We start from the raw sequence: 12726 nt of genomic DNA, 5'->3' as shown, positions 1-12726 counted from the left end.
TCGAGCCCTGCCGGGGACGCCACCATTCACGGATGCCCGTGCCGCGGACGTTGCGGAAGCGCGCGGCCTTAACCCGGTCTTCACGGGGGATGGCCCAGCCTTTCCTCCGGCGGGAGGCCGGGGGCACGGAACGGGCAGGATGGCAGGCCAGAAGACCGACGCGCGCGACGTGCATGTGGGCCGGCGCATCGCCGAGCAGCGCAAGAAGGCGTCGCTGACTCAGAAGCGCGTGGCCGAGCGCTTCGGCATGTCCGCCGCCCAGCTCCAGAAATACGAGAAGGGCACCAACCGGATCAGCGCGCTCCACCTCGAGAGCTTCAGCCGGATGATCGGCGTACCCCTCACCTACTTCTTCGAGGATCTCGCCCACACGGACGAAGACGTCGTCCCGGGGTTCTACGAGGCACCCCAGCAGCCCTACGTCGCCGGCGACAGCTGGCAGGGGCTCGTGGACGTGGTCGCCCGCCACGTCGCCGAGCATTTCTCCGAGGAGCGCCGCCGCGACCTGTCCGCCGCGATCCAGGCCCTGGACGCCAAGCTCAAGCGCTGAGCGCCGGACGTTTCGTTCTTTTTATCGAACGCGTCCGGTTTTTCGGCTTGACCGTCCCGGTTGCCGGTGCAAGAACCCCGACCTTCCGTAGGCCGGGGCAGACGCATCGTATGAGGCGCACCCGAAAACCGGGTGTTCCTGTCCCATGGCGCGTTCCAACTACCTGTTCACGAGCGAATCCGTCTCGGAAGGTCATCCGGACAAGGTCTGCGACCGCATCTCCGATACGGTGGTGGATGCCTACATCGCGGCGATGCCGGAAGCGCGTCTCGGCGTCGAGACCCTGGCCACCACCAACCGCATCGTCATCGCCGGCGAGGTCCGCGGTCCGGATTCCGTGACCTTCGAGCACCTTGCCGAGCTCACCCGCGAGGCGGTGCGCGACATCGGCTACGAGCAGTCGGGCTTCCACTGGAAGAACAACGACATCGCCATCCACCTCCACGCCCAGTCGGCCGACATCGCCCAGGGCGTCGATTCGTCCGGCAACAAGGACGAGGGGGCCGGCGACCAGGGCATCATGTTCGGCTACGCGTCCGACGAGACGCCCGAGCTGATGCCGGCGCCGATCTACTACGCCCACAAGATCCTCAAGGACCTCGCCGACGCCCGCAAGGGCCGGCAGGGCGACGCCGCCAAGCTCGGCCCCGACGCCAAGAGCCAGGTCACCGTCCGCTACGAGAACGGCCGCCCCGTCGGCGTGACCCAGATCGTGCTCTCGACCCAGCACGTGGACGAGACCCTCGATTCGGCCGACGTGCGCGCCATCGTCGAGCCCTACATCCTCGCCGCCCTGCCGAAGGATTGGGTCTCCGAGGAGACCGTCTGGCACGTGAACCCCACGGGCAAGTTCGTCATCGGCGGCCCGGACGGCGACGCCGGCCTCACGGGCCGCAAGATCATCGTCGACACCTACGGCGGCGCCGCCCCCCACGGCGGCGGCGCGTTCTCGGGCAAGGACCCGACGAAGGTGGATCGCTCGGCCGCCTACGCCGCGCGCTACCTCGCCAAGAACGTGGTGGCGGCCGGCCTCGCGACGCGGGCCACCATCCAGCTCGCCTACGCCATCGGCGTGGCCAAGCCCCTGTCGATCTACGTCGATCTCCACGGCACCGGGCAGGTGGACGAGGCGAAGCTGGAGGACGTTCTCATGAACGCCTTCGACCTGTCGCCCCGCGGCATCCGCACGAAGCTCGGCCTCAACAAGCCGATCTACGCCCGCACCTCGGCCTATGGCCATTTCGGACGGGCGCCCGAGGCCGATGGCGGCTTCTCGTGGGAGCGGGTCGATCTCGCCGACAGCCTCAAGTCGGCCCTGTCCTGATCCCATGACCATGGGGCGGGATGAACTCCCGCCCCTCCCGGGCGGGGACGTCGCGGAGGGCGCCGACCGCGCCTTCTTCGGGCGGCGCAAGGGCAAGCGCCTGCGGGCGGTGCAGGAGCAGCGCATCGCCGAGCTCCTGCCGAGCCTGCGGGTGGCCCTGCCGCCCGAGGGCGCGCGGCTCGATCCCGCCGGCCTGTTCCCGGTTCCCGTGGACGAAGTCTGGCTCGAGATCGGCTTCGGCGGCGGCGAGCATCTGGCCGCGCAGGCCAAGGCCCATCCGCGCGTCGGCATCATCGGCGCCGAGCCCTTCGTCAACGGCGTCGCCAAGCTGTTGCGGGAAGTGGATGGCGGCGACCTTAGAAACGTCCGGGTCTGGGACGAGGACGCCACGGCGCTCCTCGCCGCGATTCCCGACGGCGCCCTGTCGCGGGTCTACCTGCTCTACCCCGATCCGTGGCCCAAGCGCCGCCAGCGCAAGCGCCGCTTCGTCTCGGACGAGGCCCTGCGCGAGATCGCCCGCGTCCTGAAGCCCGGCGGCGTGTTCCGTTTCGCCAGCGACATCGACGACTATGCCGGCTGGACCCTGGTACGGGCCGCCCGTTGCCCCGGCCTCGACTGGACCGCCGCGTCCGCCGACGACTGGCGCCGGGCCTGGCCGGACTGGCCGGGCACGCGCTACGAGGCCAAGGCCCTGATCGCCGGCCGCGCCCCGACCTATCTCGAATTCCGGCGGGTCGCGGTCGACTGAGGCGCGGCCGTCCCTGTGGGACGCGTGTTTCGGCGCAACAACCCCTCTTGCCTTCCGTCGTGCGAAAGCTTTGCATGCGCTCGGCGCAGCGATGCCCGGGATCGACGAAGCTTTCCGCGAAATCGGGACAGTCTTCGCCTGTCCGCGGTACGCTGCCGTTGAGCGGGGTTGCGGAGTGGGCGACGCGGCGGATCAGAACGGGGTGGCGCCGGCCTCGCCTCCCTCGAGCGAAGACACCGACACGGCTTTCGCGGCGGCGGGGATCGGCCTCCTGACCCTCGACCTGCGGGAGGGACGCATCCGTGCGGCCAACCCCCACCTGTGCACCCTGCTGCGCTATCCCGCCGGGGGACTGACGGGCGTGGCGCTCGCGGCCCTCGGTGAGGCGACCGTCCCGGTGCCGGCTGGCCTGCGCCGCTGGCGCGGCGCCGACGGGGACATCCTCCCCGTCCGCGTCCGGCCTTCGTCGCCGATGGACGGGACCCAGGTCCTCGTCGTCGATGCGGCCGGAACGGACGATCTCGTGTCGGCCGTCGAGAACCAGGCCGCCCTCACCGCCGCCGGGGTCGGCGAATGGCGCTTCGAGGCGGAGACGCGCCTCGTCTCCCTGTCGCGGCGCGCGGCCCATATCCTCGGCGACCGGCCGGGCGTCGCACTGCCCTGGCCGGTCCTGCGCGCCCGCCTGGACCCGGACGAGGGCGCGCGCGTCGAGGCCCACGTCCGGACCGCCCTCGCGGAGGGCGGGCGGTTCGCCTTCGAATGCCGCCTGCGCCGGGCCGATGACGGCAGCGAAATCGCCCTCAGCCTGCGGGGCGAGGCGAGCCGGGGCGACGCCGGCGTGCCCGCCGGCATCGTTGGGGTGGTCCAGGACATCACCGCCCAGGTCGCGGCGCGGACGGCCCTGCGCGCGGGCGAGCAGCGCCTGCGCATCGCCACCTCGCTCGCGGCTTTGGGCATCTTCGAGTGGCACATGCTCGACGACCAGGCGGTCTGGGAGAACGAGCGCATGTTCGCCATCTTCGGGCGCAGCGTCGCGGATGGGGCGGTAGGCAAGCGCGAGTTCCTGGAACAGATCCTCCACCCCGACGACCGCGCCGCCTTCCGCTCGGCGATCCTGGCCGCCCTGCGGGGCGACGCCGTGCTCAACGCCACGGGCCGCATCCGCCGCCGCAGCGACGGGGCCTGGCGGATCATCGACCTCGCCGGCCGCTTCGAGCACGACGCCGCCCACCGGCTGCCGCGCCGGCTCATCGGCGTCGTCGCCGACGTCACCGAGCGGCGCAGCGCCGAGGAACGCCAGACCCTGCTGATCCGCGAGCTGCATCACCGGGTGAAGAACACCCTCGCCACGGTGCAGGCCATCGTCGGCTCCACGGCCCGGACGGCGTCGAGCATCGAGAGCTTCTACGAGGCGTTCGTCGGGCGGATCATGTCCCTGGCGCACACCCATTCGGTGCTGACCGAGGATACCTGGCAGACGGCGTCCCTGCGCACCCTCCTGGTCAACGAGCTGAAGCCCTACGCCGATGGCGCCCTGGACGGGGCCGGCGACGATGCCCGCATCCGCCTGGAGGGCCCGCCCGTCGACCTCGCCTCGGAGGTCGCCGTCCCCATCGGCATGGCGATCCACGAACTCACCACCAACGCGGCGAAGTACGGCGCGCTCTCGACCCCGGACGGCCGCGTGACGATCACTTGGAGCCTCGTGCCCGACGGCCCGGCCGGGACCCTGCGGTTCGACTGGGTCGAGAGCGGCGGTCCGAGCGTGCGCGAGCCGACGCGCCAGGGCTTCGGCTCGCGCCTGCTCCAGCGCGTGCTGACGGCGCAGGTCCGGGCGGAGGTGGCGATGGACTATCCGCCGGACGGGTTTCGCCTGCGGATGCTGGCGCCGCTGCCGGCGCGCAACACCGTGCTCAACCCCCTGGCCTGAGCGGCGGGCCGGGCGGGCTCAGGCGGCGCCGCGGGCGTCGCTCTCGCCGCCGGCCTCGACGAAGGCCTTCAGCTCGTCAAGGGACTCGAAGCTGAAGCGCCCGCGCGGCGTCTCGGCCTCGATGGAGCCGTTGGCGTACATCACGTAGGTGTTGCCCCCCGACGCGTAGGTTCCGACGACCTCGGGCTTCTCCTCCACGGCGGGCGGGGGCTCGGGGGTGAGGTCCGCCATCGTGTCGAGGGTGGGATACAGGCGGACGGGCTCGCCCGGCGCGTCGGTGTCGAACAGCGCGAGGGTGCGCTGGTTCTCCGGCGCGGGGGGCTCCACCGCGGCGGGCTCGGGCGGCTCGGCCGGGGGCGGCTCGGCCGAAAGCATCCCGGCATGCGCGTCCGGGACCGTTCGGGTCTCGTCCTCCGGCGGCAGCAGGTCGGGCAGCGGCGGCTCGATCTCCTCCGGGGGCGGCGGGGCCGGCAGATCCGGGTCCGGCGGGAGAGCGAAGGTCGGCTCCGTCCCGCGGCCCAGGGGGTCCGCGTGGGGCACCGCGCCCGGTGCGCCCGGTGCGACGCCGGCTCCGAGGGCCGCCGCCCCAAGCCCGGCCGTCGCACCCATGGCGCCGAGGCCGAAGTTCTGCGCGCTGAAGTCCTGCGCGTCTGGGCCTCCGAGGCTCGGGCGCTGGCGGACCGGCCGATCGCCGACGGTGAGCCCGCTTGCCGTGGGTATGGTCGAGGGCGGGATGGCCGGGGCGGGCTCGAACAGGTCTTGCTCGGGCCCGCGCGGCGGGAGGGCCGCCGTGCGGGTCTCGGCCGAGGGCGCCTCCGGGCGCAGGGCGCCGAGGCGCCGTCCGAGGCCGCGCAGGTGGCTCGCCACCGCCGCCAGGCCGAGGACCACGGCGCCGGCCGACGCCGTGGTCGCGCCGGCGACGGTCATCGCCATGCCGCTCTCGAGGCGCACGAAGGGAAAGCCCTGGACGACCGAGGCGATACCGCCGACGATCATCAGGACAGCGAGCGCGAACAGCGCAATGATCATGGAACTCTCGAAAAACGCCCGCACCCGGAGTGCGGCGCGCACAGTAAGGCCCTGCCGGCCTTTTGCAAAATCGAAACGCCGGCCACAGGCCACGGGCCGTTGGGGCGTTGCCGCCGCGCAGGCATCGACTTACGTATCGGCGCGTTGGTTGGCAGGCGGCGGGCCGATCGTCGCGCCCGCCTTCGCCGCCACGCCTTACGACCGGAGAGAGTGCCGATGACCTTCACCCTGCCCGAACTGCCCTACGCCTACGATGCGCTCGGCCCCTACATGTCGAAGGAAACCCTCGAGTTCCACCACGACAAGCACCACAAGGCCTATGTCGACACGGGCAACAAGCTGCTCGAAGGCACGGGCCTCGAAGGCAAGAGCGTCGAGGAGGTGCTGACCGCCGCCTACGGCAACAACCAGCCGCTGTTCAACAATGCCGGCCAGCACTACAACCATCTCCACTTCTGGCAGTGGATGAAGCCCAACGGCGGCGGCGCCGTGCCGGGCGCCCTCGCCAAGAAGATCGACGAGGATCTCGGCGGCTTCGAGAAGTTCAAGGCCGACTTCATCCAGGCCGGTGTCGGCCAGTTCGGCTCCGGCTGGGCCTGGCTCGCCGTCAAGGACGGCAAGCTCGAGATCCAGAAGACCCCCAATGGCGAGAACCCCCTCGTCCACGGCGCCAAGCCGATCCTCGGCGTCGACGTGTGGGAGCACTCCTACTACATCGACTACCGCAACCGCCGGCCCGACTACCTCAAGGCGTTCATCGAGAATCTGGTGAACTGGGAGCACGTCGAGAAGCTGTACGGCGAAGCCACCGCCTGATCGTTTCATAGGATATGCGCCGCGAGCCCTCGGGCTTGCGGCGCTTTTTTATTGCCTGTCTATCGATGCGTGGCCTCTCCCTCCCGGGGAGAGCGGAGCCTCGTTCCACTTTTCATCGTCGATTGCCCCCATGATCCGCTCCATCCTCTCCGTCGGCGGCTGGACGCTGGTGTCGCGGGTCACGGGCTTCGCCCGCGACGTGGTGATGGCCGCGATCCTCGGCGCCGGGCCCGTGGCCGACGCCTTCGTGGTGGCGTTCCGCCTGCCCAACCACTTCCGGGCCATCTTCGGCGAGGGGGCGTTCAACACCGCCTTCGTGCCGACCTATGCGGGCCTCGCCGAGGCGGCGGAGGCGGGCGCCGCCCGGCGTTTCGCCGACCGCATCTTCACCCTGATGCTGCTGGTGCAGATCGTCTTCCTGGCCCTCGCCATGCCGGCGATGCCGTGGGTGGTCAGGGCCCTGGCGCCGGGCTTCTCCGACGATCCCGAGCGCTTCGCCCTCGCCGTCTCGCTCACCCGGATCACCTTCCCGTACCTCCTGTTCATGACCCTGGTGACCCTGTTCTCGGGGCTCCTCAACGCGCAGCGGCGCTTTGCCGTGGCGGCAGGCGCGCCGGTGCTGCTCAACCTGTCGATGCTGGCGGCCCTCGGCCTGGCGTTCCTGTTCCCCAACGCCGCCTACGCCGCCGCCTGGGGTGTCTCGGTCTCCGGCGTGCTGCAATTCGCCCTGGTGTGGTGGGCCTGCCGGCGCGCCGGCATCGCCCCGACGCTGGCAGCACCCACCCTGCGCGATCCGACCATGAAACGGTTCTTCACGGTGCTGGGACCGGCGGTGATCGGCTCGGCCGGGTTCCAGATCGCGTCCTTCGCCGACACCATCATCGCGAGCTTCCTGCCCATCGGGGCGGTCTCGGCCCTGTACTACGCCGACCGGCTCTACCAGCTGCCCTTCGGCGTCATCGCCATCGCGGCCGGCACGGTGCTGTTGCCCGAGATGAGCCGGCGGATCGCCGCCGGCGATGCCGTCGGCGCCCATGCGGCACAGAACCGGGCGGCGGGCTTCTCGCTGGCCCTGTCGGCGCCGTTCACCATCGCCTTCCTGATCCTGCCGGGCCTGATCATGGCGGCCCTGTTCCAGCGCGGCGCCTTCGGGGCCGAGGACGCGGCCCGGGCCGCCTCCGTGCTCGCCGCCTACGGCCTCGCCCTGCCGGCCGTGGTGCTCCTGCGCAGCGCCCTGCCGAGCTTCTACGCCCGCCAGGACACCATGACGCCGCTCATCGCCTCGCTCACCGCCATCGCGATCAATGTCGGGCTGAAGATCGGGCTCACCGGCCCCTACGGCGTCACCGGCCTCGCGCTCGCCACCGCCATCGGCCAGTGGGTCAACCTCGCGATCCTGGTGGCCCTGGCCTGGCGGCGCGGCTGGATGGCGCCGAGCCGGGGGTTCGGCATCACCCTCGTGGGCGTCGCGGTCGCGTGCGCGGCGCTCACCGCCGTCGCCGTCTACGGCGTGCCCGTGGCGGAGGGCCTCGTGCCGGCCCTGCCGCACCTGCGCGAGGTCGCGGTCCTGGGCGTCGTCGGGTCCGCCGGCGCCGTCGTCTACGCCGTGCTCCTGCTCGCCACCCTGCGGATCTTCGGCCTCAGCCTGCGCCGGCGCTGAACCACGCCGCATCCGCGTTCTCCGCGACCCCGACCCGGGGTCGCGGAGGTCCGGCGGACGACCGCCGCCGGGCGGCCGGACCCCGAGGGCCGGGGCCATCGAAGCCCGGTGTCAGGCCGCCCGCACCGAGGCGAGGAAGCGCGAGACCTGGGCGCGCAGGGCCTCGGACTGGCGCGAGAGTTCGGAGGCCGAGGACAGCACCTGGGCCGCCGCCGCCCCGGTCTCCTCTGCCGCCGCCGCGACCCCGATGACGTTGCGGGTGACCTCGCCGGTGCCCGTGGCCGCCTCGCTGACGTTGCGGACGATCTCCTGGGTCGCCGCGCCCTGCTCCTCCACGGCCGCCGCGATGGAGGTGGCGACGGCGCTGATCTCGCGGATGCGCGTGGTGATGCCGCCGATGGCGGCCACCGCCTGGCCCGTCGAGGTCTGGATGCGGCCGATCTGGCCGGTGATCTCGTCGGTGGCCCGCGCCGTCTGGTTGGCGAGTTCCTTGACCTCGGCCGCGACCACGGCGAAACCCCGTCCGGCCTCGCCGGCCCGCGCCGCCTCGATGGTGGCGTTCAGCGCCAGCAGGTTGGTCTGGCCCGCGATGGTCGAGATCAGTGCGACCACGTCGCCGATCTTCGCGGCGGTCTCGCTGAGGTCGCGCACGAGGGCGGCGGTCTCGCCCGCCTCGGTGACGGCGATGCGGGCCAGGTTGGCCGATCCCTGCACCTGCCGGCCGATCTCCTGCACGGACGAGCCGAGTTCCTCGGCCGCCGCCGCCACGGTGGTGACGTTGGTGGCCGCCTCGTCGGCCGCCGCGGCGACGCTCGTGGAGCGCCCGGCGGTCTCCGACGCAGTCTCCGACATGCTGCCGGCCGTGGCCTGGAGTTCGGTGGCCGCGGCGCTCACCTGCGCGACGATGCCGCCCACCGCCGCCTCGAACCCGTCGGCGAGCCCGAGGGTCGCCGCCCGGCGCTGGGCCTCGGCGTCGAGGCGGGCGACGCGGGTCTCCTCCTCCAGGGCGCGGGTGGCGATGATGTTGTCCTTGAACACCTGGACGGCGCCCGCCATGGCGCCGATCTCGTCGCCGCGCCCGGCCCCCGGGACTTCGGCGGCGACGTCGCCCCGCGCGAGGCGGTCCATGGCCCGGGTCATCCGCTGCAGCGGCCCGCTGACGCCGAGGGCGAGGAGCACCGCGGCGCCGATGGCGCACAGGAGCGCCACCCCGACGAGGATCGTGGTGGTCAGGACGGCGGTGTCGTAGGTCTCCTGGGCGTGGACGCCGCTCGCGCGGGCCGTGCGGTCCTCGAGGTCGATGAGCTTCTGGAGTTCGCCGAGCACGCGGTTCACCCCCGCCGACAGGACGGTGTTGAAGGCGCGCTGGGCGTCGGCGGTGTTCCCGGCCCGCACATCGGCGGCGGCACCCTCCCGCAGGGCATTGTAGGCCGCCCACTGTGTCTCGAACGCGGCATAGAGCGTCCGGGCTTCCGGGCTCGCCGGCCGCGCCGCGTAGGCGGCCTGGACGTCGTGCATCTCGGCGTCCCGCTTGGCGAGGGTCGCGGTGACCTCGGCGCGCAGAGCGTCCGTGTCGGCGCTGACGAGGCGGGCCCCGTTCGTCCGCGTGCGCAGGATGAGAACCTGCATCCTCGCGAGCAGTTGAACGTCGGGCAGATGGTCGTCCCGCATCTCCCGTGCGACGGTGTTCACGGCATTCAGCTGGAACAGGGACAGGGCGCCCAGCGCCAGCACCAGCAGGAAGATCGTCCCGAAGCTGAGACCGAGCTTCGCGCGGATGGATAGAGTCTTCAGTGACATCGCTCGCCTCGGCCGATGGGTCGGGATAAGCTCCATCAAGTTTACCGGTTTCCTAAAGGCTCCGTTAAGGATGCTTGGCAAATCGTCATCCGCCGGCACGACGGCGCGGCGGGCGCTTTTCGGGAGACACGGTCCGGCATGCCTCCGTGGCGGCCCGGCCTGATCCCGTCAGTCCCGGCCCAGGGCCGCGCCGACGAGGCGCTTGGCGTCCGGACCGCTCCACTCGGCCGGCCCCTTCATGACGCCGAGGGTGCATCCCTCGGCATCGATCAGCATCGTCGTCGGCAGGCCCTGCGAGCCCGTGTCCTTCTGGATCGCCGGCAGCACCCGCCCGCCCGGATCGGCGTAGTAGGCGAGGCGGGCGATGCCGTTGTCCCGGAGCCATTGCGCCGGCTTGTCGAGGTTGCGGGTATCGACGTTGATGGCCACCACGGCGAAATCCGGGCCGCCCATCTCCGCCTGGAGCCGGTCGAGGGCCGGCATCTCGGCCTTGCACGGGCCGCACCACGTCGCCCACAGGTTGACCAGGAGCAGGCGGCCCCTGAGGGCGGACAGCGTCGTGTCGCCGCCGTCCGGGCCCTTGAACGTCAGCTCCGGGGCCGGGCGGGGCGTCTCCACCGCCTCGAGGGCCGCCACCGCGCCGCGGGCGAACGGCGCCAGCCGGGCGATGGCGGGCGCCGCCCCGGCGCACGGGCCGGAGTTGCCGCCGGTCCGACCCGTCCCGTATACGGCAAGCCCCACGCCGAGGGCGGCGGCGAGGATAGCCCCGCCGGCGAGCATCGCCCTGGTGCCGGGCATCATCGTTGCTTGCTCCGATGGGCGGGCAGGGCGGCTGGAAGGACGTTTGAAAACATGAGCAACCGGATGTGGGGCGGGCGCTTCGCGAGCGGCCCCGCCGAGATCATGGAGGAGATCAACGCCTCCATCGGGTTCGACAAGCGCCTCGCGCCCCAGGACATCCGCGGCTCCCTGGCGCACGTGACCATGCTGGGCGCGGCCGGCATCCTGCCGCGTGCCGATGTGGCGGCGATTCAAGACGGTCTCAAGGCCGTCCGGGCGGAAATCGAGGGCGGCGGCTTCGTGTTCCGGCGCGAACTCGAGGACATCCACATGTCCGTCGAGAGTCGGCTCACCGAGATCGTCGGCCCGGCGGCCGGGCGCCTGCACACGGCGCGCTCGCGCAACGACCAGGTCGCCACGGACATGAAGCTGTGGGTGCGCGACACCCTCGACGGCCTCGACATTCAGGTCGCCGACCTGCAGCAGGCCCTCGCCGAGAAGGCGCTGGCGCACGCCGGCACGGTGATGCCCGGCTTCACCCACCTGCAATCGGCCCAGCCCGTCACCTTCGGCCACCATTGCCTCGCCTATGTCGAGATGCTGGCCCGCGACCGCGGCCGTTTTCGCGATGCCCGTGCGCGTCTGAACGAGTGTCCGCTGGGCGCGGCGGCGCTGGCCGGCACATCCTTTCCCATCGACCGGCACGCCACGGCGGCGTCCCTCGGCTTCGACCGGCCGACGGCGAATTCCCTCGATTCCGTGGCCGACCGCGACTTCGCCCTCGAATCGCTTTCTGCCGCCTCGATCTGCGCCGTGCACCTCTCGCGCTTCGCCGAGGAACTCGTGGTCTGGACCTCGGCGCAGTTCGATTTCGTGCGCCTGTCGGACGGCTACACCACCGGCTCGTCGATCATGCCGCAGAAGCGCAACCCCGATGCCGCCGAGCTGGTCCGGGCCAAATCCGGCCGGGTCATCGGCGCGCTCACCGGCCTCCTCATCGTCATGAAGGGCCTGCCGCTCGCCTATTCGAAGGACATGCAGGAGGACAAGGAGGGCACCTTCGACGCCCTCCAGGCCCTGTCCCTGTGTCTCGCCGCCATGACCGGCATGGTCCGCGACCTCGAGCCCAACGCCCCCGTCCTGGCGCGGGCCGCCGGCTCCGGCTACGCCACGGCGACGGATCTCGCCGACTGGCTGGTGCGCGAGCTCGGCCTGCCGTTCCGCGAGGCCCACCACGTCACCGGCCGCCTCGTCGGCACGGCGTCCGCCCGGAGCGTCGGGCTGGAGGACCTCACCCTCGCGGAGATGCAGGCGGCCGAGCCCCGGATCACGCAGGCGGTCTATGCCGTGCTGGGTGTGGAGAACTCCGTGTCGAGCCGCACGAGCTACGGCGGCACCGCGCCCGACAACGTCCGGGCCCAGGCCACGCGCTGGCTCGAAGCGCTCGGCGCCCGTGGCGACCTTGGCGAGACGCCCGCAGCGTGAGAGCTTGAGGAAAAGCTGGACCGTGCCGCATGGCGTTCACGGTCCAGCTATGTGATCCTGCCTAAGACTGCCTCACGAAACGCCCGGTCACCGCTGGTTCTCGCCCTGAGCCCGGCGGCGCAAAGGGCGTTTCGTGAGAGACACACCACCACGCCGGACCCCTTCGGAGATCGCGCGCATGCCCGTCGAGAGCTGTTTATCGCCGGACGACACCCCAGTTTTCGCCGCCCACGCCACCGCCCACATCGACGCGACCCTCGACCGCCTGGGCGAGGCCGAGCGCGCCGCGTTCTGGGCCTCCGTGCGCAAGTGCTACAACACGCCCTACAACGATCCGAAGCCGCGCCCGCTGCCGGCCACGGCCCTGATCGCGAAAGCCCTGACCGATCAGGCCTTGACCGATCAGGCCCTGGCGGAGGCACCCGAGCGCGCGATGCCGGACCTCCCTATTCCGGATCTCGCCATTCCGGATCTCCCCATGCCCGTCGCGGCGATGCGCGGGCCGGGCCTCGGCACCGAGGCGCACGTGTCCTGAATCCCGGCGATCCGCGCCCTCGGCCGGTGCCGTCCGGGCCCCGCCTCCGCCGCCGTATTTCTGGACGAT

Annotated in this window: 11 protein-coding genes; 8 read left to right on the top strand and 3 right to left on the bottom strand. The window is 71.8% G+C overall.

The genetic code is table 11. The annotated features are described in order from the left end of the window. Positions 1–139: 139 nt before the first annotated feature. The 4 genes from ASF28_RS04815 (at position 140) to ASF28_RS04800 (ending at position 4552) form a co-directional block, all read left to right on the top strand. A complete protein-coding gene (locus ASF28_RS04815) occupies positions 140–550 on the top strand; it encodes a helix-turn-helix domain-containing protein (protein WP_056088340.1) in 411 nt (136 codons plus the stop codon). Between the two features lie 145 nt (positions 551–695). After that, positions 696–1874, top strand: coding sequence for a methionine adenosyltransferase (gene metK, locus ASF28_RS04810; RefSeq protein WP_056088337.1), 1179 nt, complete (start codon positions 696–698; stop codon positions 1872–1874). A gap of 4 nt (positions 1875–1878) precedes the next feature. Then, positions 1879–2622, top strand: a complete 744-nt coding sequence (gene trmB / locus ASF28_RS04805; protein WP_082476004.1) for a tRNA (guanosine(46)-N7)-methyltransferase TrmB — start codon at positions 1879–1881, stop codon at positions 2620–2622. A gap of 175 nt (positions 2623–2797) precedes the next feature. Next, positions 2798–4552 (top strand): sensor histidine kinase, encoded by a 1755-nt coding sequence (locus tag ASF28_RS04800; protein ID WP_082476003.1) that lies wholly within the window; start codon positions 2798–2800, stop codon positions 4550–4552. Positions 4553–4570: 18 nt separating this feature from the next. Here ASF28_RS04800 and ASF28_RS04795 read toward each other — a convergent pair whose 3' ends face one another. Beyond that, positions 4571–5581: a hypothetical protein gene (locus tag ASF28_RS04795; RefSeq protein WP_056088335.1), complete on the bottom strand. Its 1011-nt coding sequence runs from the start codon at positions 5579–5581 to the stop codon at positions 4571–4573. Between the two features lie 216 nt (positions 5582–5797). On the opposite strand from ASF28_RS04795, the gene ASF28_RS04790 reads away from it, so the two are divergent. Together ASF28_RS04790 and murJ are read left to right on the top strand one after the other, a co-directional pair. Continuing rightward, positions 5798–6397, top strand: coding sequence for a superoxide dismutase (locus ASF28_RS04790; RefSeq protein WP_056088332.1), 600 nt, complete (start codon positions 5798–5800; stop codon positions 6395–6397). 130 nt (positions 6398–6527) lie between these two features. Beyond that, positions 6528–8057 carry a murein biosynthesis integral membrane protein MurJ gene (gene murJ, locus ASF28_RS04785; protein ID WP_056088329.1) on the top strand — a complete coding sequence of 510 codons (1530 nt, stop codon included), beginning with the start codon at positions 6528–6530 and terminating at the stop codon, positions 8055–8057. Between the two features lie 111 nt (positions 8058–8168). On the opposite strand, the gene ASF28_RS04780 is transcribed toward murJ, so the two are convergent. Further along, entirely contained in the window at positions 8169–9857 is a 1689-nt protein-coding gene (locus ASF28_RS04780) for a methyl-accepting chemotaxis protein (RefSeq protein ID WP_056088326.1), read from the bottom strand. Between the two features lie 168 nt (positions 9858–10025). Continuing rightward, positions 10026–10655, bottom strand: coding sequence for a thiol:disulfide interchange protein TlpA (gene tlpA, locus ASF28_RS04775; protein ID WP_056091210.1), 630 nt, complete (start codon positions 10653–10655; stop codon positions 10026–10028). A gap of 54 nt (positions 10656–10709) precedes the next feature. Between tlpA and argH the strand changes: the two genes are divergently transcribed. Both argH and ASF28_RS22930 read left to right on the top strand, forming a co-directional pair. Further along, on the top strand, positions 10710–12122 hold the full coding sequence (gene argH, locus ASF28_RS04770; protein WP_056088323.1) for an argininosuccinate lyase: 1413 nt from the start codon (positions 10710–10712) through the stop codon (positions 12120–12122). A gap of 178 nt (positions 12123–12300) precedes the next feature. After that, positions 12301–12657: a hypothetical protein gene (locus ASF28_RS22930; protein WP_056088320.1), complete on the top strand. Its 357-nt coding sequence runs from the start codon at positions 12301–12303 to the stop codon at positions 12655–12657. The last annotated feature ends 69 nt before the right edge of the window (positions 12658–12726 follow it).

This window comes from Methylobacterium sp. Leaf99 (genome assembly GCF_001422375.1).
In the GTDB taxonomy this organism is placed as follows: Bacteria; Pseudomonadota; Alphaproteobacteria; order Rhizobiales; family Beijerinckiaceae; genus Methylobacterium.
Note: the sequence above shows the minus strand (reverse complement) of the source record. Positions and strands in the feature narration are given on the sequence as shown.